At 73.6% G+C, this 23,501-nt stretch carries 26 protein-coding genes; 13 read left to right on the top strand and 13 right to left on the bottom strand.

Going from position 1 to position 23,501, the window contains the following annotated elements:
• The first annotated feature begins 125 nt into the window (after positions 1-125).
• On the top strand, positions 126-1,487 hold the full coding sequence (locus BLU82_RS16745) for a class II 3-deoxy-7-phosphoheptulonate synthase (protein WP_197682994.1): 1,362 nt from the start codon (positions 126-128) through the stop codon (positions 1,485-1,487).
• Here the strand turns inward: BLU82_RS16745 and BLU82_RS16740 are convergent.
• Together BLU82_RS16740 and BLU82_RS16735 are read right to left on the bottom strand one after the other, a co-directional pair.
• Complete coding sequence (locus tag BLU82_RS16740) at positions 1,484-2,083, bottom strand: glyoxalase (RefSeq protein ID WP_092622299.1); 600 nt, start codon at positions 2,081-2,083, stop codon at positions 1,484-1,486. The two genes, BLU82_RS16745 and BLU82_RS16740, sit on opposite strands and share 4 nt — an antisense overlap.
• Positions 2,084-2,111: 28 nt before the next feature.
• Complete coding sequence (locus BLU82_RS16735) at positions 2,112-2,453, bottom strand: VOC family protein (protein WP_092625925.1); 342 nt, start codon at positions 2,451-2,453, stop codon at positions 2,112-2,114.
• 115 nt (positions 2,454-2,568) lie between these two features.
• On the opposite strand from BLU82_RS16735, the gene BLU82_RS16730 reads away from it, so the two are divergent.
• On the top strand, positions 2,569-5,415 hold the full coding sequence (locus BLU82_RS16730; protein WP_231947806.1) for a LuxR C-terminal-related transcriptional regulator: 2,847 nt from the start codon (positions 2,569-2,571) through the stop codon (positions 5,413-5,415).
• Here BLU82_RS16730 and BLU82_RS16725 read toward each other — a convergent pair.
• From BLU82_RS16725 to BLU82_RS16700, 6 genes are all read right to left on the bottom strand, one after another.
• Positions 5,372-5,896, bottom strand: a complete 525-nt coding sequence (locus tag BLU82_RS16725) for an NAD(P)H-dependent oxidoreductase (RefSeq protein ID WP_092622297.1) — start codon at positions 5,894-5,896, stop codon at positions 5,372-5,374. The genes BLU82_RS16730 and BLU82_RS16725 overlap by 44 nt on opposite strands.
• Entirely contained in the window at positions 5,893-6,894 is a 1,002-nt protein-coding gene (locus BLU82_RS16720; protein ID WP_092622296.1) for a sulfate/molybdate ABC transporter ATP-binding protein, read from the bottom strand. Before BLU82_RS16720 ends, BLU82_RS16725 begins: the two co-directional genes overlap by 4 nt.
• Entirely contained in the window at positions 6,891-7,703 is an 813-nt protein-coding gene (locus BLU82_RS16715; RefSeq protein WP_092622295.1) for a sulfate ABC transporter permease, read from the bottom strand. The genes BLU82_RS16720 and BLU82_RS16715 overlap by 4 nt, the downstream gene beginning before the upstream one ends.
• Positions 7,696-8,481 (bottom strand): sulfate ABC transporter permease subunit CysT, encoded by a 786-nt coding sequence (gene cysT / locus BLU82_RS16710; RefSeq protein ID WP_231947805.1) that lies wholly within the window; start codon positions 8,479-8,481, stop codon positions 7,696-7,698. The genes BLU82_RS16715 and cysT overlap by 8 nt, the downstream gene beginning before the upstream one ends.
• A 5-nt stretch (positions 8,482-8,486) precedes the next feature.
• A complete protein-coding gene (locus BLU82_RS16705) occupies positions 8,487-9,518 on the bottom strand; it encodes a sulfate ABC transporter substrate-binding protein (protein ID WP_092622293.1) in 1,032 nt (343 codons plus the stop codon).
• Between the two features lie 103 nt (positions 9,519-9,621).
• Positions 9,622-9,978, bottom strand: a complete 357-nt coding sequence (locus BLU82_RS16700; protein WP_092622292.1) for a winged helix-turn-helix domain-containing protein — start codon at positions 9,976-9,978, stop codon at positions 9,622-9,624.
• Between the two features lie 291 nt (positions 9,979-10,269).
• Here BLU82_RS16700 and BLU82_RS16690 point away from each other — a divergent pair, with 291 nt between their 5' ends.
• Both BLU82_RS16690 and BLU82_RS16685 read left to right on the top strand, forming a co-directional pair.
• Entirely contained in the window at positions 10,270-11,292 is a 1,023-nt protein-coding gene (locus tag BLU82_RS16690) for a low specificity L-threonine aldolase (protein WP_092625923.1), read from the top strand.
• Between the two features lie 188 nt (positions 11,293-11,480).
• A complete protein-coding gene (locus BLU82_RS16685) occupies positions 11,481-12,389 on the top strand; it encodes a sulfite exporter TauE/SafE family protein (RefSeq protein ID WP_092622290.1) in 909 nt (302 codons plus the stop codon).
• A 4-nt stretch (positions 12,390-12,393) separates the two neighbouring features.
• Here BLU82_RS16685 and aroF read toward each other — a convergent pair whose 3' ends face one another.
• The 3 genes from aroF to pknB form a co-directional block, all read right to left on the bottom strand.
• Positions 12,394-13,449 carry a 3-deoxy-7-phosphoheptulonate synthase gene (gene aroF, locus BLU82_RS16680; protein ID WP_092622289.1) on the bottom strand — a complete coding sequence of 352 codons (1,056 nt, stop codon included), beginning with the start codon at positions 13,447-13,449 and terminating at the stop codon, positions 12,394-12,396.
• Positions 13,450-13,568: 119 nt separating this feature from the next.
• Positions 13,569-14,441: a deoxyribonuclease IV gene (locus BLU82_RS16675; protein WP_092622288.1), complete on the bottom strand. Its 873-nt coding sequence runs from the start codon at positions 14,439-14,441 to the stop codon at positions 13,569-13,571.
• A gap of 28 nt (positions 14,442-14,469) precedes the next feature.
• Positions 14,470-16,602, bottom strand: coding sequence for a Stk1 family PASTA domain-containing Ser/Thr kinase (pknB, locus tag BLU82_RS16670; protein ID WP_092622287.1), 2,133 nt, complete (start codon positions 16,600-16,602; stop codon positions 14,470-14,472).
• A 180-nt stretch (positions 16,603-16,782) separates the two neighbouring features.
• Here pknB and BLU82_RS16665 point away from each other — a divergent pair, with 180 nt between their 5' ends.
• Entirely contained in the window at positions 16,783-17,379 is a 597-nt protein-coding gene (locus BLU82_RS16665) for an SseB family protein (RefSeq protein ID WP_157741058.1), read from the top strand.
• Between the two features lie 547 nt (positions 17,380-17,926).
• Here the strand turns inward: BLU82_RS16665 and BLU82_RS16660 are convergent.
• A complete protein-coding gene (locus BLU82_RS16660; protein ID WP_069115460.1) occupies positions 17,927-18,274 on the bottom strand; it encodes a DUF1844 domain-containing protein in 348 nt (115 codons plus the stop codon).
• A gap of 226 nt (positions 18,275-18,500) precedes the next feature.
• On the opposite strand from BLU82_RS16660, the gene infC reads away from it, so the two are divergent.
• The 6 genes from infC to BLU82_RS16630 all read left to right on the top strand — a co-directional run bounded on the left by infC (position 18,501) and on the right by BLU82_RS16630 (position 21,574).
• On the top strand, positions 18,501-19,220 hold the full coding sequence (gene infC, locus BLU82_RS16655) for a translation initiation factor IF-3 (protein ID WP_370246300.1): 720 nt from the start codon (positions 18,501-18,503) through the stop codon (positions 19,218-19,220).
• Between the two features lie 20 nt (positions 19,221-19,240).
• Positions 19,241-19,435 (top strand): 50S ribosomal protein L35, encoded by a 195-nt coding sequence (rpmI, locus tag BLU82_RS16650; protein ID WP_069115458.1) that lies wholly within the window; start codon positions 19,241-19,243, stop codon positions 19,433-19,435.
• Positions 19,436-19,493: 58 nt separating this feature from the next.
• Entirely contained in the window at positions 19,494-19,874 is a 381-nt protein-coding gene (rplT, locus tag BLU82_RS16645; protein WP_069115457.1) for a 50S ribosomal protein L20, read from the top strand.
• A gap of 126 nt (positions 19,875-20,000) precedes the next feature.
• Entirely contained in the window at positions 20,001-20,810 is an 810-nt protein-coding gene (locus tag BLU82_RS16640; RefSeq protein WP_092622284.1) for an RNA methyltransferase, read from the top strand.
• A gap of 156 nt (positions 20,811-20,966) precedes the next feature.
• The gene (locus BLU82_RS16635) at positions 20,967-21,179 is read left to right on the top strand and encodes a type II toxin-antitoxin system VapB family antitoxin (RefSeq protein WP_092622283.1); all 213 of its coding nucleotides are present in this window, start codon (positions 20,967-20,969) and stop codon (positions 21,177-21,179) included.
• The gene (locus tag BLU82_RS16630) at positions 21,176-21,574 is read left to right on the top strand and encodes a PIN domain nuclease (protein ID WP_092622282.1); all 399 of its coding nucleotides are present in this window, start codon (positions 21,176-21,178) and stop codon (positions 21,572-21,574) included. The genes BLU82_RS16635 and BLU82_RS16630 overlap by 4 nt, the downstream gene beginning before the upstream one ends.
• Before the next feature lie 4 nt (positions 21,575-21,578).
• Here the strand turns inward: BLU82_RS16630 and BLU82_RS16625 are convergent, their stop codons facing one another.
• Positions 21,579-22,415, bottom strand: coding sequence for a TIGR03619 family F420-dependent LLM class oxidoreductase (locus BLU82_RS16625; RefSeq protein ID WP_092622281.1), 837 nt, complete (start codon positions 22,413-22,415; stop codon positions 21,579-21,581).
• A 35-nt stretch (positions 22,416-22,450) separates the two neighbouring features.
• Between BLU82_RS16625 and BLU82_RS16620 the strand changes: the two genes are divergently transcribed.
• The gene (locus BLU82_RS16620; protein WP_092622280.1) at positions 22,451-22,960 is read left to right on the top strand and encodes a PPOX class F420-dependent oxidoreductase; all 510 of its coding nucleotides are present in this window, start codon (positions 22,451-22,453) and stop codon (positions 22,958-22,960) included.
• A complete protein-coding gene (locus BLU82_RS16615; RefSeq protein WP_092622279.1) occupies positions 22,960-23,499 on the top strand; it encodes an MOSC domain-containing protein in 540 nt (179 codons plus the stop codon). Before BLU82_RS16620 ends, BLU82_RS16615 begins: the two co-directional genes overlap by 1 nt.
• The last annotated feature ends 2 nt before the right edge of the window (positions 23,500-23,501 follow it).

The raw sequence follows: 23,501 nt of genomic DNA, 5'->3' as shown, positions 1-23,501 counted from the left end.
GACCTTCTGTCGGAGGGGACGAATCGCCTGACACCTTATCGCCGGTTCCTGAGACCGCCGGCCGCGCTGTCCGGGGTGTGGGCGTTCACGGCGGGTTCACAGTGCGGCGGCCTACCCTGTCAGGTGTGAACTCCCCGGAGGACCTTGCGTTGTACACCGAGCTGACCGAGGCGGTCGGCGCGTTGCCGGCCGGCCAGCAGCCCGAGTGGCCCGACCCCGCCGCCGTCCACGACGCCGTCGCGCAGCTGCGCGCCATGCCGCCGCTGGTGTTCGCCGGCGAGTGCGACCTGCTGCGCGAGCGGCTGGCCGCCGTCTCCCGCGGCGAGGCGTTCGTCCTGCAGGGCGGCGACTGCGCCGAGACCTTCGCCGGGGTCAGCGCCGACAACGTGCGCAACAAGCTCAAGACGCTGCTGCAGATGGCCGTCGTGCTCACCTACGCCGCCAGCGTCCCCGTCGTGAAGATCGCCCGGCTGGCCGGCCAGTACGCGAAGCCGCGGTCGAAGTCCACCGAGACCCGCGACTGCGTCACGCTGCCCGCCTTCCGCGGCGACATCGTCAACGACTTCGAGTTCACGCCCGGCGCGCGGGTGCCCGACCCGCACCGCATGGTCCGCGCCTACCACGCGTCGTCGGCCACGCTGAACCTCACCCGCGCGTTCGTCGGCGGCGGGTTCGCCGACCTCCACCAGGTGCACGCCTGGAACACCGACTTCGTCCGCACGTCGCCGGCCGGGCAGCGCTACGAGCGGCTGGCCCGGCGGCTCGACCAGGCGCTGAAGTTCATGCGCGCCATCGAGATCGACACCGACCAGCTGCGCACCGTCGAGCTGTACTCCAGCCACGAGGCGCTGCTGCTCGACTACGAGCTGGCGCTGACCCGCGTCGACTCCCGCACCGGCGCGCCGTACGACGTGTCCGGCCACTACGTGTGGATCGGCGAGCGGACCCGCCAGCTCGACGGCGCGCACCTGGAGTTCGCGGCCCGCATCCGCAACCCCATCGGCGTCAAGGTCGGCCCGTCCACGACGCCCGACCAGCTGCTGGCGCTGGCCGAGAAGCTCGACCCGCAGCGCGAGCCGGGCCGCCTGACGTTCGTCACCCGCATGGGCGCCGGGAAGATCCGCGAGACACTGCCGGCGCTGGTGCAGAAGGCGGCGGCCGACGGCCTGGTCGCGTCCTGGATCTGCGACCCGATGCACGGCAACACCTACGAGGCGGCCAGCGGCCACAAGACCCGCCGCTTCGACGACGTCGTCGACGAGGTGCGCGGCTTCTTCGAGGTGCACCGTGCGCTCGGCACCCACCCCGGCGGCATCCACGTCGAGCTCACCGGCGACGACGTCACCGAGTGCGTCGGCGGCGGCGACCCCATCGCCGAGGACGGCCTGGGCAGCCGCTACGAGACCGTCTGCGACCCGCGGCTCAACCGCACCCAGTCGCTCGAGCTCGCCTTCCTCGTCGCCGAGCTGCTCGAGTCCGCGAACTAGGCGGTCTCCCAGCGGAACCCGTCGGGGTCGGTGAACGCGCCGTCGGCGCCGCCGATGACGACGCCGTGCGCGCCGGAGCCGTCCGGGTCGACGCCGGCGACCTTGGCGAGGTCCTTGCGCCGGTTGAGGGTGAGCGTGACGGCGCCGGTGTCGAACTCGGCGTACTTGCGGCCGAAGCTCTTCGCGACGGTGAGGCCGCGGTCCGTGTAGAACCGCTTGCTCGCGGCGACGTCGTCGACGCCCAGCTGGAGCACGAGGTCGTCGACCTGCCGGGTGGCCGGGCCGGTGTCCTTCTTCGACGACGACGCGAACGTCACGATGGTGCCGTCCGGTGCCGCCACGACCCCGCCGTAGCCCCAGAGCGACTTCGAGGCGGGTTTCAGCACCGTGGCGCCGGCCTCGACGGCGGCGGCGACGAGCGCGTCGACGGTGCTCGGCTGCGACGCGACGAGCGACAGCGTGAACCCGCTGAAGCCGGTCGCCGGCGCGTCGGCCGGCCGGACCCGGACCCGCTCGGCCAGGCCGAGGGACGCGTAGAAGCCGGCGGCGGTCGCGGGGTCGGCCACCTCGAGGGTGACGTGATCGATGGTGGTCATGAGGGTTCCTCTTCTCGGTTCGGTGTGGTCAGCGCTGGAGGAAGCCGAGCAGGTTGCCGCTGGGGTCCTCGACGACGGCGGCCAGCTGCCCGGCGCCGACGTCCTTGACGTCCTGACGGACGCGCCAGCCGGCCTCGACCGCCCGGCGCAGGGCCGCGGCGGCGTCGGCCACGTGGCAGTAGCCGACGGGGCCGGTCATGCCGTGGCCGTGGCCGTTCGGGTCCAGCCCGATCTCCTGGTCGCCGACCCGGAAGCCGACGTAGTAGGGCTCGTCGGCGTAGGGCGGCACGCCCAGGACGGTCCCGTAGAGCGCCCGGGCCCGGCCCAGGTCGCGGACCGGGACGATGATGGTCTTGATGCCGTGGCTCACGGCTGCCTCCTCGGTGGATCGGGCCTGCTGGACCAGCCTCCCGCCGGGCCGGCCCCGCCCGCATCCGTGCCGAGCACGGGTCTCGTCACGGAGCCCGTACGGAATACTGGGCGAGGTGTCGAAGCAGGCGGCCACCACGGCCATCTCGGCGCGCGAGGCCGAGGTCCTGGCGCTGGTCGGCGACCACCGCAGTAACGCCGAGATCGCCGCGCAGCTGGTCATCTCGGTGCGCACGGTCGAGACCCACGTGTCATCGCTGCTGCGCAAGCTCGGGGCGCCCGACCGCCGGGCGCTCGCCACACTCGCGGCCGAGGCGGCGCACGCCGAGCGGACCACCCAGGCGCTGGCCGCGCTCCCGGCGCCGCTGAACCCGTTCATCGGCCGGGCCGGGGAACGCCGTGAGCTGCGCGCGGCGGTTGGCGAGCACCGCCTGGTCACGGCGGTCGGGCCGGGCGGCGTCGGCAAGACCCGGCTGGCGCTGGCCGTCGCCGCCGACCTCGCCGCGGACTTCGCCGACGGCGTGTGGTTCGCCGACCTCGTTCCGGTCACCGACCCGGCCATGGTCGGGTCCGCCGTGGCGGGCGCGCTCGGCGTCGGCGAGCAGCAGGGCCGCGGCATCGACGACTCGGTGACGGCCGCCCTGGCCGACCGGCGCGCCCTGCTGGTGCTGGACAACTGCGAGCACCTGCCTGACGGCGTGGCGCCGTTCGTCGAGCGGCTGCTGGCCCGCTGCCCGTCGGTGCACGTGCTGACGACCAGCCGGGCCCGGCTCTCGGTGCCGTTCGAACGGGTCTACTCGGTGCCGCCGCTGTCCCTCGACGGCGACTCCGACGCCGTCGCCCTGTTCGCCGACCGTGCCGCGGCCGTGGGCTGGACCGTCGACGCCGCACACCGGGACCAGGTCGCCGACGTGTGCCGCAAGCTCGACGGCGTGGCGCTGGCCATCGAGCTGGCCGCCGCCCGCCTGCCCGCGCTGGGCTTCGACGGGCTGGTCGCGGGGCTCTCCGACCACCTGCGGCTGCTGGTCGGCGGCTACCGGGCCGACGACCGGCACCGTTCGGTGCGGGCGGTGCTGGACTGGAGCCAGGCGCTGCTGGCCGGGCCCGACCTCGCGTTGCTGCGGCGGGTCTCGGTGTTCGTCGCGCCGTTCACCGCCGCGGCCGCCGAGACGGTCGCGGGGTTCGCCCCGCTCGAGCCCGGTGAGGTCGTCGACGGGCTGGCCCGGCTCGCCGACCAGCACCTGCTCGGCGTCACGGTCTCGGCCGGGGCCACTCGGTACCGGGCCGCGGAGACCATCCGCCAGTACGGCGCCGAGCAACTCGCCGCGTCCGGCGACGACGACGCCACCCGCACCCGGCAGCTGCGCTGGTGCCTGACCACGGCCGCCGAGCTGTCCGACGATCCATCGCCCGGCGGCGCCTGGCGGGCCGGGTTCGACGCGGTGGCCGACGACCTGCGCGCCGCGCTCGGCTGGGCGGCCGGACGTCCCGGACACCGCGGCGACGCCCACCGGCTGGCCCTGGCGCTGGCGGGCCTGGCGTTCACCCGGAACCTGGCCGGCGAGTCCCAGCAGCGCTACGAGCAGGCGGCCGCCCTCGCCGAGGGCCCGGTGGCGGCCGACGCGCTGCGGCGGGCCGCCAACGTCGCCGCGTGCCGCATGCGCGGCGCCGACGCCTACCGCCTCTGGCAGGCCGCCGCCGACGTCTCCCTGCGGGCCGGCGACCACGCCGGCGCCGCCCACGACCTCGCGACGGCGGTCACCACCTACATCCGCAAGGCCGGGACGTTCGCCGAGCCGCCGCCGCGCGACGAACCGGCCGGCCTGCTGGCCCGGGCGCGCGAGCTGGCCGGCGACGACCCCGCGGCCCGGGCGGCGGTGGCGCTGGCCGACTGCGTCGCCCTCGGCTACGCGTTCTTCGCCGGCCCTGACGGTCCCGCCGGGCCGGCCGGGTCCGCGACCTCGGCGGCCGAGCTGACCGCACGCGCCGAGCAGGCCGTCGAGCTGGCCGGCCGCCTCGACGACCCGCTGGCGGAGTGCGCCGCGCTGCAGGCGCTGACCGCGGCCCAGCGGCGGGCCGGCGACACCTTCGCCGCCGCGGCCACCGCGCGTCGCCGCGTCGACCGGCTCGACACCGTGCCGCTCACCCCGGACAGCGCCGACGAGCTGATCGACGCCCTGTTCGTCGCCACGGCGGCCGGCATCGGCGTCGGCGACCTGCCGGCCGCGCGACGGTGGGGGCGGCGGCTGCGTGACCTGCCGCCGCTGGCCGAGGTCGGGCACCTCGCCACGTCACAGCTGATCGTGGCCGACGCGCTCGCGGGCTACGCCACGGACGTCGTCGCCGGAAGCGGCCGCTTCCTCGACTCCTGGACCCGGGCCGGCCGCCCGCCGGCCCGCGGCTTCGGACCGGTCGCCGCGGCGGTCGCGATGATCCACGGCCTGCGTGGCGACGACGCGGCCCGGGCCGACTGGCTCGCGGTCCTCGACCAGCTGGGCGTCGGCCCCGCGGACCGCGCCGGCTACAGTCCCACGCTGGACGCCATCGCGCTGCTGCACCAGGGACGGGCCGACGAGGCGCTGGACGGGCTCGACGACGGTGACGGCGGGCCGGCGCCATGGCGCACCGGGATCCTGCTGCATTGGCACGTCGCGCTGGCGGCCGAGGCCGCCGTCCTGGGCGGTCGGCCCGGCGCGGCCGAGCGGCTCGCGGCCGCCCGCCCGGTCGTCGACGGCAACCCCGTCGCGGGCGCCATCGTCGAGCGCGCGTCCGCCCTGCTCGACGACAACGGCGACCGCCTGCTCGCCACGGCCGCCGCGTTCGAGGAGGCCGGCTGCCCGTACCAGCGGGCCCGGACGCTGCTGCTGGCCGGCGACGCCACGGGCGCCGACGCGCTCGCCGGCCTCGGACTCACCGCCGTCAGGCCGCCTCGGCAGCGGCCAGCGCGCTCGCCGTCGCGGTGAGGACGGCGCCGTGGCCGGCGGCCCAGCGCTCGGCCAGCGCCAGCAGGTCCGGCAGCTCCCGCTCCTCCACCACGAACGACGGCACCGGCAGGGTGGCGCCCAGCTCGGCGAGGACGGGGCGCAGCTGCAGGTCGGCGACGAACCGGTGCGTGGGCGCCGCGGCCACCGTCACCGGCACGGCGACGGTTCCGCGCAACGCCCCACCGGGCAGCCGGTCGAGGAACGCCTTGAGCAGCCCGGTGTAGCTGGCCTTGTACGTCGGCGTGGCCACGACCAGCACCGACGCCTCGGCGGCGGCGGCGAGCGCCGACTCACCGTCGGACGCGAGGTCGCCCAGCCATTGCCCGCCGAACCCGGCCAGGTCGAAGACCGGACCGTCCGGCAGACCGGCACGGGCGGCGACCGCCGACGACAGCGCCGTCGCCACCCCCAGCGTGCGCGACCCCGGCCGCGGGTTGCCGACCACTGTCACGATGCTCATCTCGCGGGAACCTCCAGACCCGATCGAACGACAGAACCCCGCACCGGGACGACGGGCGCGCCGGGCACCACCCGCACGGACACCGTCGCGCCGACGCCGACACCCAGGCGCAGGAACTCGGTGCGGGTCAGGGTGGCCAGCACGACCTGCTCGCCGGTGCTGACCTCGACCCGCACCTCGAACCCGACGCGCACCACCCGCGCGACCCGTCCGGCGACCGCGTCCGGGTCGTCCGCGCCCGGCGCCAGCGCGACGTCGTGCGGACGGACCAGCAGGTCGCCCAGCTGCGTCACCGGCCCGAGGAAGCGCATGACGAAGTCGTTGGCCGGCTCGTCGTAGAGCTGGTCCGGCGTGCCGATCTGCTCCACCCGGCCCTCGTTGACCACGACGATCTCGTCCGCCACCTCCAGCGCCTCCTCCTGGTCGTGCGTGACGAAGACGGTGGTGACGTGCACCTCGTCGTGCAGCCGGCGCAGCCATTCGCGCAGCTCCTTGCGGACCTTCGCGTCCAGCGCGCCGAACGGCTCGTCCAGCAGCAGCACCTTCGGCTCGACGGCGAGCGCGCGGGCCAGCGCCATGCGCTGGCGCTGGCCGCCGGACAGCTGGGCCGGCAGCCGCTCGGCGAACTGCTCCAGGTGCACCAGCGCCAGCAGCTCGTCCACCCGGTGGCGGATCTCGTCCTTCGGCCGCTTGCGGATCTCCAGGCCGAAGGCGATGTTGCGCCGCACCGTGAGGTGCTTGAACGCGGCGTAGTGCTGGAAGACGAAGCCGACGCCGCGCTTGCGGGCCGGCAGCGCGGTGGCGTCCAGGCCCTCGATGCCGACGGTGCCGGCGTCGGCGTACTCCAGCCCGGCGATGATCCGCAGCAGCGTCGACTTGCCGCCGCCCGACGGGCCGAGCAGCGCGGTGAGCTGCCCGGACGGGATGCTGACGGAGACGTCCTCGAGCGCGACGAAGTCGCCGAAGCGCTTGGTCACGCCGGTGATCTCGATGCTCAACGGGGTTCCTCCTTCGGCCGGACGATCGAGACGACGACGATGCAGGCGACGGCGACCAGCGCGAGCAGGAACGCGGTGGCGTAGGCGCCGCCCTGGTCGAAGTTCAGGTACTTCTCCTCGACGACGAGCGTGGCGGTGCGGGTCTCGCCGAGGACGTTGCCGGAGACGACCTTGACGGCGCCGAACTCGCCCAGCGACCGCGCCAGGCTGAGCACCACGCCGTACGTGACGCCCCAGCGGATCGCCGGCAGCGTGATGCGGCGGAACGTCTGCGCGGCCGTCGCGCCGAGGCTCTGCGCCGCCTGCTCCTGCTCGGTGCCGATCTCCTCGAGGACGGGCACCACCTCGCGGATCACCAGCGGCAACGCCACGAACGTCGTCGCCAGCACGATGCCCGGGGTGGCGAAGACCACCTGCAGCCCGGCGGACTCCAACGCCGGCCCGAACCAGCCGGACCGCCCTCCGTACACCAGCACCAGCGCCAGCCCGACCACGATCGGCGACACCGACAGCGGCACGTCCAGCAGCGCGTTGAGCAGCCGCTTCCCGGGGAACGCGTACCGCACGACGAGCAGCGAGATGCCGACGCCGAACACCGTGTTCAGCACGACCGAGACGACCGCGACGACGACGGTGAGCCGCAGCGCGTGCGCGACGTCCGGGTCGTCGAGGATGCCGCGCAGGCTGTCGAGGCCGTCGGCGAAGGTGTGCTGCGCGACCAGCCACAGCGGCCACGCGACCAGCAGCACCAGGTACGCCGTCACGACGGCGCGGGCGACCCACCGGCCGGGCCCGCGGCCCCTACCCACGGCGTCCCACCCGGCGCTGGATGACGTCGAGCGCGACGATCACCGCGAACGAGACCGCCAGCAGCACCGTCGCCACCGCCGCCGCGTTGGCGAGGTTGTCGTTCTCGATGCTGCTGAGGATGCGCACCGACGTCACCTCCGTCCGCAGCGGCAGGTTGCCCGACAGCAGCACCAGCGAGCCGTACTCGCTGACGCCGCGGGCGAACGAGAGCGCCGCGCCGGCCGCGATGGCCGGGGCCAGCGCCGGCAGGATGATCCGGCGGAACGTCGTGAGCCGCGACGCGCCCAGCGACGCCGCGGCCTCCTCGACCTCCCGGTCCAGGTCGGCCAGCACCGGCTGCACCGTCCGGACCACGAACGGCAGCGTCACGAACAAGAAGGCCAGGAACACCGCGGCCCGGGTGTTGGCGACGTCCAGGCCGAGCGGGCTGTCCGGCCCGTACAGCGACAGCAGCACCAGCCCGGCCACGATCGTCGGCAGCGCGAACGGGACGTCGATGAGCACCTCGAGCGCCCGCTGCCCGGGGAACCGGTCGCGCACCAGGACCCACGCGATCAGGGTCCCCATCACCACGTTCACGACGGTGACGAGCAGCGCCGTCCCGACCGTGAGCCGGATCGCCGCGGCCGTCTGCTCGTTCGTCACCGCCCGCCAGAACCCGTCCCACCCGCCGGCGGCGGCCGTCGCGACGACCGCCGCCAGCGGGATCAGCACCAGCAGGCTGAACCAGAGCAGGGCGACGCCCAGCCCCAGCCCGGACCCGCGGGTGAGCCGCACTGAGCTCACTGCGCCTTCCCGGACTCGGCGATGATCCGGGTGATGATGCCGTTCTCCTCGTCGAAGAACTTGTCCGACAGCGCGCTCCAGCTCTCGAAGTCGTTCTCGACGGTGAGCAGGTGCGCGGGCGCCGGGAACGGGTCGTCCGGGTCCAGTGCGCCCTCGACGCCGCTGGTGTCGACGCCGTCGATGACCGGCCGGAAGCCCTTCAGCGCGAACTGGCGCTGGCCGGCCTCGCTGAGCACGAAGTCCAGCCACTCCTGCGCCTTCGGGTCGGCGTCGCTGAGCACCGCGCCCGGGTTCTCGATGAGGAGGGTGGTCTCGGGGATGACCCAGTCCAGCTCCTCGCCGTTCTGGGTGGCGAGGATGGCCTCGTTCTCGTAGGCCAGTAGCACGTCGCCGGTGCCGCCGAGGAAGCTGGTGGTGGCGTCGCGGCCGCTGTTGGGCAGCGCGACGACGTTCGCGAACACCTGGCGGACGAACTCCTCGGCCTCGGCGTCGGTGCCGCCGTTCGCCGCGACGTGGCCCCAGGCGGCCAGCGCGTTCCAGCGGGCGGCGCCGGACGACGCCGGGTTCGGCGTGACGATCTCGACGCTCGGCTGCACGATGTCGTCCCAGTCCTGGATGTTCTCCGGGTTGCCGGGCCGGACCGCCAGCACGACCACCGACGACGACACCACGCCCTTCGTCGGGCCGTCGTCCCAGGTCTCGTCCACCAGGCCGGCGTCGACCAGCCGGGTGACGTCGCTGGTGACGGAGAAGTGGACGTAGTCGGCTTCGAGGCCGGACTCGACCGCCCGGCTCTGGTCGCCGGACGCGCCGTAGGAGCTGCGGAAGCGCACGCCGGCGCCCTCGTCGGTCTGGCTCCACTCCTCGGCGATGGCGACGTTGGCCGCTTCGGGGACCGCGAAGCCCACGATCGACAGCGTCGTCTCCTCGCCCGATGCCGCGTCGGTGTCGTCGCCGCCGCAGGCCGCCAGTGCCAGCCCGCCGACCAGGACGAACGTGGTGACTGCTGCTCTGGTTCGGGTGCTCATGAGTGTGGTGCCCCCTCGGATCGGTCGGATCATAGTAATCACGGTGGATTAGTGGACAATAGAGCAAGTCTCGCATGCTGAGCGAGAATTGCCCGGATAGTGGTCAGTCCAGCCGGCAGCCGTGGCCACGGAGCGTGCGGATCCGCCGTCCGTGCCGGCCGAGCTTCACCCGCAGCCGCCTGATGTGGACGTCGACGGTGCGGCTGCCGGCCCGCGTGCCCAGCGGCCAGACCTGGCCGATCAGCTCGAGCCGGGTGAGCGCGCGGCGCCGGTTCTCGATCAGGTAGGCGAGCGGCTCGAACTCGCGGAACGTCAGCGCCTCGGCCCGGCCGTCGACGACGACGGTGGCGCCGGACCGGCCGGCCAGCGCATCGTCGACCTCGACGAAGACGACCAGGCCCAGCGGCGACGGCTCGGGCGCGTCGAGGGGCGGTGGCGGGGGTGCGATGGCGAGGGGCATGGACGGCTCCGGGGAAAGGTGGCCGGGGTGCGGCCGGTGGATGGGGATCGCGGGGTGGGCGATGGGGTGCGCCGGCTGGTCCGCCGGCCGTCCCGTCGGCTGGTCTGCCTGGCGGGCCGGCTGGTCGGCCGGCGGACCGGGTCAGTGACAGAGCTGGCTGGCGACGCGCATCAGATCGACGGCGCGTCGCTGGGTGAGCAGCAGCCTGGGCACGTCACCCAATTTCCTATGGGTCTTATGGGAAAGCAACCGGCCATCCGTATCGTGGGCACGGCGGCTTAGAGTGTGGGCGTGATCGACCTGCGCAGCGACACCGTCACCCGGCCCACCGCCGCCATGCTGGCCGCGATGTCCACCGCCGGCACCGGCGACGACGTCTACGGCGAGGACCCGACCGTGCGCGCGCTCGAGGAGCGGGTCGCCGGGCTGCTCGGGCACGAGGCCGGCCTGTTCACCGTCAGCGGGTCGCTGGCGAACGTGCTGGGGGTGCGGTCGCTGGTCGCGCCGGGGCAGGAGCTGCTGTGCGAAGAGCGGGCGCACGTCGTCCGCGCCGAGCTGGGCGCCCACGCCGTCACGCAGGGCGTCACCACGCGCACCTGGTCCGACCCCCGTGGCCACGTCGACCTCGACGCCGTCCGCCGCCTCATGACCCCCGACGCGGGGCCGTACCTGGTGTCGACGGCGGCGGTCGCGGTGGAGAACACGCACAACTTCGCCGGCGGCACGGTGCAGCCGCTGGACTCGCTGCGTTCACTACGGGAGCTGGTCGACCCGGTCGGCGTGCGGCTGCACCTCGACGGCGCCCGGCTCTGGAACGCGCACGTCGCGACCGGTGTCCCGCTGGCCGACTACGGCCGCCTCTTCGACACCGTCGCCGTCTGCCTGTCCAAGGGCCTGGGCGCGCCGGTCGGCTCGGTCCTGGTCGGCCCGGCGGCGGCGATCGCCGAGGCGCGGGTGTGGCGCAAGCGGCTCGGCGCCGGCTGGCGGCAGGCCGGCGTGCTCGCGGCCGCCGGCCTCTACGCCCTCGACCACCACGTCGACCGCCTGGCCGACGACCACGCGAACGCCCGCCTCATCGCCGAGGCCGTGGCCGCCGTCGATCCCGCGGCCGTGGACCTCGCCGCCGTCGAGACCAACGTCGTCATCCTCGACGTGGGTGACCGGGCCACGGCCCTCGTGGCTGACGCGGCCGACGCCGGCATCCTCACCGGCACCGTCGGCCCCGGCCTCGTGCGGCTCATCACGCACCTCGACGTGAGCGCCGAGGACGCCAAGCGAGCGGCCGGCGTCCTGGCCGATCTGCTCCGCGCCTGACGCTGCTGCCCACCTGACGCCCGCCCGGCCGACCCACCGGCCGTCCCTCCGGCATCCCGCCGAACAGCTCCCCGCGCCCGCCGGCGCGTCCGCAGTGCGAGACACCGCCGTCCATCTGTTGACCACAATCCCGACCTAGGCGACTATTCCTATAGTTCTGACGGGTTAGGTGGTTGGGAGGCGGCCGGGTGCGTACCCTCGTCCTGCTGGGCCTGGTCGGTTTCGCCGCCCAGCTCATCGACGGCAGCCTCGGCATGGCGTACGGCGTCACCTCCAGCACGCTGCTGCTCGCCGTCACGGCGAATCCCGCGGCCGCGTCGGCCACCGTCCACCTGGCCGAGATCGGCACCACGCTGGTCTCCGGCCTGTCGCACTGGCGGTTCGGCAACGTCGACTGGAAGGTCGTCGCGAAGATCGGGGTGCCCGGCGCGGTCGGCGCGTTCGCCGGCGCGACGTTCCTGTCGAGCCTGTCCACCGAGGCCGCGGCGCCGGTGATGTCGCTGATCCTGCTGGCGCTCGGCATCTACCTACTGGTGCGGTTCACGCTGCGCGGCCTGCCCGTCCGCCGCGACCCGAAGCCGCTCGGCCGCCGGTTCCTCACGCCGCTCGGGCTGGTCGCCGGGTTCGTCGACTCGACCGGCGGCGGTGGCTGGGGCCCGGTCGGCACGCCCGCGATCCTGGCCAGCGGCCGCATGGAGCCGCGGAAGGTGATCGGCTCGATCGACACCAGCGAGTTCCTCGTCGCGGTCGCGGCGAGCGTGGGCTTCCTGATCGGCCTCGGCACCGAGAACATCGACTTCGCCTGGGTGGGCGTGCTGCTGGCCGGCGGCGTGCTCGCCGCGCCGATCGCGGCGTGGCTGGTGCGCATCGTCCCGCCACGGGTGCTCGGCTCGGCCGTCGGCGGCATGATCGTGCTGACGAACGGCCGCACCATCCTGCGCAGCGACTGGGTCGACGCGCCGGGCGGGGTGCGGGCCGTGGTGTACGTGGTGGTCGCGATGGTGTGGGCGGCCGCGCTGGCCTACTCGATCCGCGCCCACCTGCGTCAGCAGCGGGCGGCCGCCACCGCGGAGCCCGAGCTCGTCAGGGTCGGCTGAGAGATCAGAGCCCGACGGGGGAGGGGTCGCCCAGCCGGCGCCCCGCCGCCGGGATGAGTCGCCGCAGCGTCGACGCCAGCTCGCGGACGTCGGCACCGGCCAGGGCCTGGGGGCCGTCGCACAGCGCCGCCTCGGGATCGGGGTGGACGTCGACGAGGATGCCGTCGGCGCCGACCGCGATGGCCGCCCGCGACAGCGGCAGCACGAGGTCGCGCCGCCCGGCCGAATGGGACGGGTCGACGATGACCGGCAGGTGCGAGAGCCGCTGCACGATGGGCACCGCCGCGATGTCGAGCGTCGTCGCCGTGGCGGTCTCGAAGGTGCGGATGCCGCGCTCGCACAGCACGATGTCGAGGTTGCCGCGCTGGGCGACGTACTCGGCGGCCATGAGCCACTCGTCGACGGTGGCCTGGATGCCGCGCTTGAGCAGCACCGGCTTGCCGGCCCGGCCGACCGCCTGCAGCAGCGCGGTGTTCTGCATGTTGCGCGCGCCCACCTGCAGCATGTCGGCGTACCCGCTGACGAGGTCGACGTCGCCGGGGTCGATGACCTCGGTGACGACGGGCAGGCCGGTGACCTCGCGGACCTCGGCCAGAATGTGCAGGCCGACCTTGCCCAGGCCCTGGAACTCGCGCGGCGCGGCCCGCGGCTTGAACGCCCCGCCGCGCAGCATGGTGGCGCCGGCCGCCTTGGCCATCTCGGCCGCCTCGAGCGTCTGCTCGAGCGACTCGACGGCGCACGGCCCGGCGATCAGCGTGAAGGTGTCGGGGCCGATGAGGACCGGGCGCGCGCCGGTGCCACTGCCCACGACAACGGTGCTGCGGGCCGGCTGGTGGTCGACGCTGACCAGCTTGTACGGCGTGGAGATGGCGATGACGTCGGCCACCCCGGGCAGGCCGCGCAGGTTGAGTGCGCGGAAGTCGTCGACGTCGCCGACGAGGCCGATGATGGTGCGCTGGACGCCGCGGCTGACGAACGCCTCGCCGCCGATGGTGCGGACCCGCGCCACGACGGCGTCGATCTGTTCCGGCGTCGCTTCGGGCGACATCACGACCACCATGACGCAACCTCCCGCCTCGTCCCCAGACTCGAAAGTAGGGCACCGAAAGCCTAGTTCGGCAGGGTTGTCCGGGGAGTAAGACAGTTGGTCACAATCAGGTCACTTGACATCTCATGTTGTTATTTCTGGGAACTCGGCTGTAATTCCTTCAGCATCGAAAGATCTTCGGCATAAGCCGGTGGGCCGCCCGGCGTCTCCAGCACCACCGGCAATCCGGCGACCGATTTGTGGTGCAGCAGTTCGCCGAACGCGGCGGCGCCGATGTGCCCCTTGCCGATGCGCTGGTGACGGTCGCGGAACGAGCCGCAGCCGTCCATCGAGTCGTTCGCATGGACGGCCGCCAGCCGGTCCGCGCCGGCGACGTCGGCGAACCGGTCCAGCATCGCCGTCATGCCGCCCGGCGCCGCGAGGTCGTGGCCGGCCGCGTACAGGTGGCAGGTGTCGAGGCAGACCCGCGCCCGAGGATGGTGGTCGAGCGCGCCGAGGTACGGCTCGAGGTCGTCGATCGTCGCGCACAGCGACTGGCCCTGGCCGGCGGTCGGCTCGAGCAGCAGCTCCGGCCCGCCGGGCGTGCCGTCGAGCTCGTCCAGCAGTGGCAGCAGCAGCTCGCGGACCTGCCGTAACGCGTCGTCGCGGTTCCCCGCCGTCACGCACGAGCCGGTGTGGACGACGACCCCGGCGGCGCCCACGTCGCGGGCCCGCCGCAGGGAGTGGGCCAGCGCGGCGGCCGAGCGCTGCGCCGTCTCGGGCACCGGGCTGCCGAGGTTGACCAAGTACGCGGCGTGCACGAGCACCGTCAGGCCGTGCTCGGCCGCGGCGGCGCGGAAGGCGTCGTCGGTGGCCGGGTCGCCGGGCGTCATGGCCCAGCCGCGCGGGTTGCCGAGGAACACCTGCACCGACGACGCGCCCATGGCGGCGGCCCGCTCGGGGACGGTGGCCGGCTTCCCGGCCGCGGGGAGGTGGGTGCCCAGCAGGGCGAGCGCGTCGGTCACGTGCGTCCTCGGTCGGCCGGAGGCCGGGTCAGAAGTAGATGATGCGGACGGTCGAGCCGCGCGGCAGTTGCTCACCGGCCGCGGGCTCCTGGTTCTGGACGCGGTCGCCGCGGCCGCTGCTGCCGAACTCGGGGAAGAGATCGACGGCCTCGGGCACGAAGCCCGCTTCGCGGAGGATTTCCTCGGCCCTTTCCACTCTTTCGCCGCGCACATTCGGAACCTCGATCAATTCCGGCCCGGAGGAGACGATGATCGTGATCTCGTCGTTGCGGAAACCGGTGCCGGAGGCGGGGTCCTGCGAGATGACCAGGCCCGCCTCGACGTCCTCGGAGGTCTGTTCCTGCCGGTTGACGGTGAACCCGGCCTCGGCGAGCGCGGCCTGCGCCTCTTCGCCGGAGCGGCCGGTGAAGTCCTCGATCTCGACCGGCTGCGGCCCGCGGCTGACGGTGACCACGACCTCGGTGTCGCGGCGCACCTGCTCGCCCGGCTCGATGCTCTGGGTCAGGATCAGCCCGGCCTCCACCTCGTCGTGGTAGACCTCGTCCTCGACGCGGACCGTCATCGACAGCGGCGCCGCCAGCTCGTTCGCCTGATCGACGGTCTGCCCGACCAGCTCCGGCACCTCGTAGCGTTCCGGGCCGAGCGACAGCACGTAGGTGATCTCGGCGCCGCCGAGCAGCCGTTCGCCCGGCGCCGGATCGGTGCTCACGACCTGGCCGGCCTCGACCGACTCGGAGTACTGCTCGCCGCCGTTGACCGCGTTGAACCCGGAGTCGTCGGCGCGCGCCTCGGCCTGCTCGGCGGTGAGGCCGAGCAGCGAAGGCGTCGACTCCCACCGTCCCGACCCGTACCACCACGCCGCCGTGGCGACGCCGATGGCCAGCAGCAGCACGAACAGGAACAGGTACAGGCCGCGACGGCTGCGCGCCTGCTCGGTGCGGCGGTGGCTGCTGGTGCGGGCGCGCGCCTCGGCCTGCCGGGCGGCCCGCGTGCCGGCCGGCGCGGCGGCGACGGCCTGCTCCTCGCCGGTGTCGTCGGCGGTGAACCGGATCGACAGCGGCGCGTCGATGAGGCGGGTCGAGCCCGGATGGCTGTCCTCGCCGGCCCAGCGGTCCTCGGCCGTCGCGTCTTCGCCGTCGGCGTCGCCGTCGTCGTCCGGCGGGCCCGGGTCGTCGGGCTCGGCCCGTCCGACCTGGCCGACCTGGCCGGCCAGCACGGTGCCGGCCAGCGCTTCGTCGACGGTGACGCCGGCGGAGTCGCGCGGCTCGGCGTGCGCCGCGGTGAGCTCGGGGTCGTCGTCGGGCTCGGGCAGCGGGGCGCCGGCGATGGCCGCGCGGGCGGAGCGGATGGCGTTGAGGAACGCGCTGGCGTCGGCGTAGCGCTCCATCGGCTCGCGCGCCGTGGCCGTCAGCACGAGGGCGTCGACGGCGGGCGGCAGCGGGACCGACTCGGACGGCGGCGGGACGTCGTCGTCGATGTGGCTGCGGACCACCACGAAGTCCGTCGGGCCCTCGTGCGGCGTCTTACCGGTGAGCAGCTCGTAGAGCATGATGCCGGCCGAGTAGACGTCCGAGCGCGGCGTGGCCCGCTCGCCGAGCGCCTGCTCGGGGGAGATGTAGCTGACGGTGCCCAGCAGGCCGCGGGTGGTCTTCGACGAGCTGCTGTTGGCCCGGGCCAGCCCGAAGTCGGCGACCTTCACCCGTCCGTCGTTGCCGACCAGCACGTTCTCGGGCTTGACGTCGCGGTGCACGATGCCGGCCCGGTGCGCCGAGGCCAGCGCCGACAGCACCGACTCGGCCACCTCGAGCGCGAGGTCGGCGCCCAGCCGCCCCCGCTCGTGCAGGACGTCGCGCAGCGTGCGGCCGTGGATGTACTCCATGGCCAGGTACACGGCGCCGTCGTCCTCGCCCTGGTCGAACACGTTGACGACGTTGGGGTCGGACAGCTGGGCGACGGCCCTGGCCTCGCCGATGAACCGGGCCACGAAGTCGTCGTCGGCGGCCAGCTCCGCGTGCATGATCTTCAGCGCGACGGGGCGGTCGAGCCGGGTGTCGGTGGCCTTGTAGACCGTGGCCATTCCGCCGCGGGCGACGAGCGCCTCGATCCGGTAGCGTCCGTCGAGGAGACGGCCCACCGGTGCGTCGGAGACGGAGAGGTCCACGGGGGGAGTGTACGTTCACCGGAGGACCTGAGCCGATCGACACGGTCCGCCGATCCGTCCCGCCCGATACGTCGCCGCTCGTAGGCGTGCGTCCGATATGTCGTTCTTGCGGGCATTGCTGCGGACCAATACCGGCACTCGGATGGCGCTGGGCGCGTGGGCGGGCTATGGTCGCCGCCCGTGACCGCTGTGCCCCGACGCCGCGTGCCGTCCACGCCCTTCGGCGATGACGACGGCGCGGCCGACCCTCGCATCGTGGCCGCGCTGGCCGCGTACGAGCGGGGCGAGGGCGGCTCCGCCGACGTGCTCGCGGCGCTGGCGGCGGGCCGGCTGCTGATCCCCGTGGTCGCGGTCGCCGAGTCTGTCGACGCCACGGGCGCGGAGAAGGAGACCGCCATGGCGACGGTCCTCACCACCGGCCGCGACGGCCGCCGCGGGCTGCTCGCCTTCACCTGCGTCGAGTCGCTGCAACGCTGGAACCCCGAGGCTCGACCGTCCCCGGTGCCGACCCGCAGCGCCGCCGAGGCCGCCCTCGCCGACGGCGCCGAAGCCCTCGTCATCGACCTCGCCGGCCCCATCATGTTCGCCGTCGACGCGGCCGACCTGCGGTCCCTCGCCTCCGGCTGGCGGCCGCTCGGCCCCTGGCCCGGCGTCGGCCACGCCGAGCCGGCGGTGGCCGCCGCCGCGCGCGCCGATTCCGGTGACGGGAGCGGTGCTTCCCGCGGCGGCATCTGGCGCCGCGTCCGCCGCCGGGTCCGCCGCGCCCTGATCGGCTGACCCCGCTCAACCTGCCCGCCCCGTGCTCGACTTGGCCAGCTCGGCCTGCTCGCCCGGTGGTCGACTGGCCCCGTGCTGCTCGCTCTGCTCACCCGGTGGTCGACTGGCCCCCGTCTTGCTCGCTTGCCCCGTGGTCGACTGGCCCCGTCCGGCTCGCTCGTCGTGTGGCCGACGTTCACGGCGGCGGACGTACGCCCGAGTGCTGCAGTGGCGGCGCGAGGTTGTCGGTGCCCGCCCGTAGGGTGGGCACCCTCCCTAGAGGGGCGGGTCATACCTACCCCAACGCGACGCGTGCGCAGCGCCGTAGTCGTCCCCGCGCCGCTTCCCCCACACACGCAACCGGGCCCTCGGTGGCTTTCGCGCCATCATCATCCAGGTTCTGTGGCGCTATCACGCCCCGAAACCTGGATGATCATGGGACGGAGAGCGGCCAGCGAGCGGCCAGCGGAGAAGAAGCGCAGCAGGGCCAGAAGCCGGGGCCCATTTTCCGGCTGGCCACCGCGGCAGATCAGCGCCAACGAGCGTCCGGCGAACCCAAATGGCCGGACTACGAGTAGACCGGTCCCGTGTACTTCTCCCCGGGCCCCTCACCAACAGCGTCAGGCATCGGCGACGTCTCGCGGAACGCCAGCTGCAGCGTCTTCAGCCCGTCCCGCAACGGCCCCGCGTGGTGCGTCCCCAGCGACGGGGCGGCGGCGGTGATGAGGCCGGCGAGCGCCTCGATCAGCGACCGCGCCTCGTCGAGATCGCGGTGCTCCGGGAGGTCCTCGGCCAGCCCGAGGTGGACGGCGGCGGCGCTCATGAGGTGGACGGCGGCCGTGGAGATGACCTCGACGGCGGGAACGTCGGCGATGTCGCGACTGGCGTCGGCGGCGATGTGATCGGGCGTGCTCATTCATGGTAGGCTCTCACACCGACCGGACCGTCTGACTCGAACCCTCGGGTGAGGCGGCCAGCAAGCGGAGTCCGCTCCCACCCGCAACGATCGCACAGATCGTCGGGTTCCCTGGTCAGGGCGTCCTTTGGGCGCCCTTGTGGTCGTGGCTCAGGAATGTGCCGCGACGCCGATGGGTTTGGCCTCTGCGATGCACGTTCGCGGAGGCCATTCGTGTTTCCGCGGCGTGGTCGAGGCACCACCCCGTCGAATTCAGGAGGAAGGCATCAGCGCAGAGCCCCGCATCAACGACCGGATCCGCGTTTCGGAGGTCCGGCTCGTCGGCCCCAACGGTGAGCAGGTCGGCATCGTCCGCATCGAGGACGCGCTCCGGCTTGCGGCGGAGGCCGATCTCGACCTGGTCGAGGTCGCGCCCGGCGCCCGGCCGCCGGTGGCCAAGCTCATGGACTACGGCAAGTTCAAGTACGAGTCCGCCATGAAGGAGCGCGCGGCTCGCCGGAACCAGTCGCACGTCCTGATCAAGGAGCAGAAGCTCCGCCCCAAGATCGACAAGCACGACTACGAGACCAAGAAGCGCGCGGTCGAGCGCTTCCTGGCCGAGGGTGACAAGGTCAAGGTCACCATCATGTTCCGCGGCCGTGAGCAGTCGCGTCCGGAGCTGGGCTTCCGGCTGCTGCAGCGCCTGGCCGAGGACGTCAATGAGCTTGGCTTCGTCGAATCGTCGCCGAAGCAGGACGGCCGCAACATGATCATGGTGCTGGGGCCGCATCGCAAGAAGGCCGACGCCAAGGCCGAGAAGGAAGCGGCGAAGGTCGAGCGGCAGGCACAGCGGCACGCCGACGAAGAGGCCGAGAAGGCCGAGCGCGCGGCGAGCCGGGCAGCGGCCGAGGCCGAGAAGGCCGAGCGGGAGCCGGTCGAGCGGCCGACCCCCGACAACGAAGACTGACCGAGGAGACAGACGGCGCCATGCCGAAGAACAAGACGCACAGCGGCACGAGCAAGCGGTTCCGGATCACCGGAAGCGGGAAGGTGCTGCGCCAGAAGGCGAACCGTCGCCACTACCTGGAGCACAAGCCGTCCACCCTGACGCGGAAGCTCGCCGGCACCACCGAGGTGTCCAAGGCCGACGCGCCCCGCATCAAGAAGCTGCTCGGCAAGTAAGCGGCGACCGTCCAGTTCACCCTTCGGCCGGTATGGCCGAACTCAGCAAGGAGTACCAGTGGCACGCGTGAAGCGGGCGGCCAACGCCCACAAGAAGCGCCGTGAGACCCTCGAGCGGGCCAGCGGCTACCGGGGTCAGCGGTCCCGGATGTACCGGAAGGCGAAGGAGCAGGTCACCCACTCGCTCGTCTACGCCTACCGCGACCGCAAGCAGCGCAAGGGCGACTTCCGGCAGCTGTGGATCACCCGCATCAACGCGGCGTCCCGCGCCGAGGGCCTGACGTACAACCGCTTCATCCAGGGCCTGCGGCTGGCCGAGGTCGACGTCGACCGCAAGATGCTCGCCGACCTCGCCGTCAACGACCCGGGCGCCTTCAAGGCCCTGGTCGAGGTCGCGCGCGCGGCGCTGCCCGCCGACCGCAACGCGCCGGCGGCCTGAGCGTTCGTTCGCCGAGACCGGGCCTGCGTCGGCAGGCCCGGTCTTCGTCTGTCCGGTGATGATGTGCTCTGGCGGTCGCAGGGTGACCGCCAGGGATCATGATCACCGGAAGGATGCTGGAGACCCATGCTGACCGAACGGTCCGGCCGGGTGCGCGAGGCGCACAAACTGCTGCGCCGGCCCGCCCGCGAGAAGGCGGGGCTGTTCCTCGCCGAGGGCCCGCAGGCGGTCCGTGAGGCGGTCGCCGCCGGGCCGGGCCGGGTGGTGGAGCTGTTCGTGACGGCGGACGCGGCGGCCCGGTGGTCGCCGATCGTCGCCGCCGCCGACGACGCCGGCATCCCCGTGCACGCGGCCGGCGACGCCGCATTGGCGGCGCTGTCGGAGACGGTGACGCCGCAGGGGCTGGTCGCCGTGTGCCGGTCGCTGACAGTGGACCTCGACGTCGCGCTGACGGGGGAGCCGCGGCTGGTAACCGTCCTCGCCGAGGCCCGCGACCCGGGCAACGCCGGCACGGTCGTCCGCTGCGCCGACGCGGCCGGAGCGGACGCCGTCGTGCTCACCCACGGCTCGGCCGACCCGCAGGGCGGCAAGGCCGTGCGCGCGTCGGCGGGCAGCGTGTTCCACCTGCCGGTGGTGTCCGGCGTGCCGGCGGCCGATGCGGTGGCGGCGCTGCGCGAGCGCGGGCTGACGGTGCTGGCGGCCGACGGCGCCGGCTCGCTCGACCTCGACGACGCCGAGGACGACGGCCTGCTCGCCGGCCCGGTCGCGTGGCTGTTCGGCAACGAGGCGTGGGGCCTGCCCGACGACGTCGCCGCGCTCGCCGACCACGTCGTCCGGGTCCCGATCTACGGCCGCGCAGAGAGCCTCAACCTCGCCACGGCGGCCGCCGTCTGTCTCTACGGCTCGGCTCGGGCCGGCCGCCGCGCCACCCGCTAGTGTCACGCGTCTGAGACAGGCCGTTGCCATCCACCTTCTTGGTCGACATGGCGGCCGGAAGGGTTGATGATCATGAACGTGGAGGTCGTCACCCCGAGCGACGGTCACCATCGTCAACGAATCAGCGACGCATGACACCAGGTGTATGGTTGGTGTATGACGCGTACCAACATCGAACTCGACGATGCGCTCGTCGGTGAAGTCATGCGGCGATACGGAGTCGCGACCAAGCGTGAGGCGGTCGATCTCGCCCTGCGCCGTCTCGTCGGTGTGCCGTTGACGAAGGACTTCCTGTTGGGGCTGCGCGGCGTCGGCTGGGGCGCCGATCTGGACGAGCTGCGGTCGGCCGACGCCGCAACGGCCGGATGATCCTCGTCGACACGTCGGCCTGGATCGACTACCTGCGGGCGGCTGACACGGCGGCGGCCAGGGAACTCACAGCGTTGATCCAGCGGGGCGCCGAGGTGTGCACGACCGAGCCGGTGATCATGGAGCTGCTCGCCGGCGCCGACACGCCCACGCGTGCCGACGCGTTGGAGAGGCTCACGAACGGACTGCCGGTGCTGGGCGTCGACCCGAGGCTGGATTTCAGGCAGGCGTCCGCGATCTACCTGGCGGTGCGCCGCCAGGGCCGGACGGTGCGCAGCCTCGTCGACTGCCTCATCGCGGCCGTCGCGCTACGGCATGACGTCGCGTTGCTGCACAAGGACGCCGACTACGACGCCATCGCCAGCTCCCTGCCGTTGCGTGCGCACCTCGTGTGAGCCGTCAGCCGAACGCGGCCGCGAACTCCTCCATGCGCTCCCCGAAGCCGTCCTCGTCGCCGAACCAGACGGCGACGGAGTCGGCGCCGGCCGCGGCGAGGGCGTGCACCGAATCGACCGCTGCCGCGAGCGACGACCGTCCGCCGGCCCATTCGATGCGGGTGCCCGCCCGCAGCGGCTGCCCGGCCAGCGGCCCGGTCTCGCGCAGCGACCGCAGCACCGCGAGCCGCGACGCGAACCCGTCGGCGTCGAGGGCGAGCGCGTGCCACTCGTCGGCCACAGCAGCGGCCCGGCGCAGCGCCGCGTCGGTCGTGCCGCCGACGGCGATCGGCAGCGGCGTCAGCGGCCGCGGCTCGAACACGCCGTGCTCGAACCCGAACCGCGCGTCGTCGTACGAGGTGGCGCCGGAGAACAGGGTCCGGATCAGGCGCAACGCGTCCTCGACGTAGCCGCCGCGGCCCGCGTAGTCGGCCCGGGCGGCGTCGAACTCCGACCGCACCCACCCCGCCCCGACGGTGAGCGTCAGCCGCCCGCCGGACAGCCGGTGCACCGTGGCGGCCTGCTTGGCGACGAGGAACGGCTCGCGAAGCGGCAGCACCAGCACCGACATCCCCAGCCCGATGCGCCGCGTCGCCGCCGCGAGGAACGCCAGCGTCGTCAGCGGCTCGTAGACCCCGCCGTACTCAGGGCCGTACGGCGACGGCGGCAGCAGGTGGTCGGGCAGCAGGACGGCGCCGTAGCCGAGCCGCTCGGCGCCGGCCGCGAGCTCGGTCAGCCGGGACGGCTGCATGGCGGGCGACTCGTTGGGCAGGACGACCCGCAGTTCGGTGTCGGGGAGCATGCGTCGAGACTACGCATTCCTCTTAAGGTGGCCCCATGCCGAACATCGCCACGAACACCACCGTCGATCTCGCCGGGCTGCTCGAGTTCGTCCGGCCGCGCCACCACGGCATCGTCATCACCACCCGCGCCGACGGCGGCCCGCAGGCCTCGCCGGTCACCTGCGGCGTCGACGACTCCGGGCGCATCGTCGTGTCGACCTACCCCGACCGCGCCAAGGCGAACAACGTCCGCCAGCGCCCGCGCGCCAGCATCGTCGTGCTCTCCGACGACTTCGACGGCGCATGGGTGCAGGTCGACGGGCCGGCCGAGATCATCGACCTGCCCGACTCCGTCGAGCCGCTGATCGAGTACTACCGCAACGTCGCCGGCGAGCACGAGGACTGGGACGGCTACCGCGAGGCCATGCACCGGCAGGGCAAGTCGCTGCTGCGCATCACGCCGCAGCGGTGGGGCCCCATCGCGACCGGCGGCTTCCCGCCGCACCTCGTCCCGGACGACGAGCAGGACGGCCACGGTCACGGCGGCCACGGCCACGGCCACTGATGGCGCAGGTCACCGCGGTCAGCGCCAGCCCCACGCACAGCTTCGGCAAGCCGAACCAGCCGGCCATCGCGCTGCTGGCCGGGCTCGGCGTCGACGGCGACGCCCATGCCGGGACGACGGTGAAGCACCGGTCCCGGGTGCGGCGCGACCCTCGTCAGCCGAACCTGCGCCAGGTCCACCTCATGCACGCGGAACTGCACGACGAGCTGACGGGGTCCGGGTTCGACGTCGCACCCGGCGACCTGGGCGAGAACGTCACCACTCGCGGCGTCGACCTGCTCGGCCTGCCGGCGGGCACGCGGCTGCGGCTGGGCGCCGAGGCCGTCGTCGAGGTCACCGGGCTGCGCAACCCCTGCTACCAGATCGACGACTTCCGGCCCGGCCTGCTCAGGCAGGTCGTCGGGCGCGACGCGGACGGTGAGATCGTCCGGCGGGCCGGGATCATGGCGATCGTGCTGGTCGGCGGCGAGGTGCGGCCGGGCGACCCGATCGCCGTCGACCTGCCCGACGGGCCGCACCGCCCGCTCGCCCCGGTGTGACG

Source organism: Jiangella sp. DSM 45060 (assembly GCF_900105175.1).
GTDB lineage: Bacteria > Actinomycetota > Actinomycetes > Jiangellales > Jiangellaceae > Jiangella.
The sequence above is the reverse complement of the archived record's forward strand: the minus strand, read 5'-3'. Positions and strand labels throughout refer to the sequence as shown.

Bases quoted from the DNA above. Each gene is read 5' to 3' on its own strand.
- BLU82_RS16620 (WP_092622280.1), top strand. From the start codon at position 22,451: ATGCCGAACATCGCCACGAACACCACCGTCGATCTCGCCGGGCTGCTC.
- BLU82_RS16635 (WP_092622283.1), top strand. From the start codon at position 20,967: ATGACGCGTACCAACATCGAACTCGACGATGCGCTCGTCGGTGAAGTC.
- rpmI (WP_069115458.1), top strand. From the start codon at position 19,241: ATGCCGAAGAACAAGACGCACAGCGGCACGAGCAAGCGGTTCCGGATC.
- BLU82_RS16740 (WP_092622299.1), bottom strand. From the start codon at position 2,083: ATGACCACCATCGATCACGTCACCCTCGAGGTGGCCGACCCCGCGACC.
- BLU82_RS16725 (WP_092622297.1), bottom strand. From the start codon at position 5,896: ATGAGCATCGTGACAGTGGTCGGCAACCCGCGGCCGGGGTCGCGCACG.
- BLU82_RS16630 (WP_092622282.1), top strand. From the start codon at position 21,176: ATGATCCTCGTCGACACGTCGGCCTGGATCGACTACCTGCGGGCGGCT.
- BLU82_RS16700 (WP_092622292.1), bottom strand. From the start codon at position 9,978: ATGCCCCTCGCCATCGCACCCCCGCCACCGCCCCTCGACGCGCCCGAG.
- BLU82_RS16660 (WP_069115460.1), bottom strand. From the start codon at position 18,274: ATGAGCACGCCCGATCACATCGCCGCCGACGCCAGTCGCGACATCGCC.
- BLU82_RS16625 (WP_092622281.1), bottom strand. From the start codon at position 22,415: ATGCTCCCCGACACCGAACTGCGGGTCGTCCTGCCCAACGAGTCGCCC.
- BLU82_RS16615 (WP_092622279.1), top strand. From the start codon at position 22,960: ATGGCGCAGGTCACCGCGGTCAGCGCCAGCCCCACGCACAGCTTCGGC.
- BLU82_RS16705 (WP_092622293.1), bottom strand. From the start codon at position 9,518: ATGAGCACCCGAACCAGAGCAGCAGTCACCACGTTCGTCCTGGTCGGC.
- aroF (WP_092622289.1), bottom strand. From the start codon at position 13,449: ATGGTGGTCGTGATGTCGCCCGAAGCGACGCCGGAACAGATCGACGCC.
- BLU82_RS16640 (WP_092622284.1), top strand. From the start codon at position 20,001: ATGCTGACCGAACGGTCCGGCCGGGTGCGCGAGGCGCACAAACTGCTG.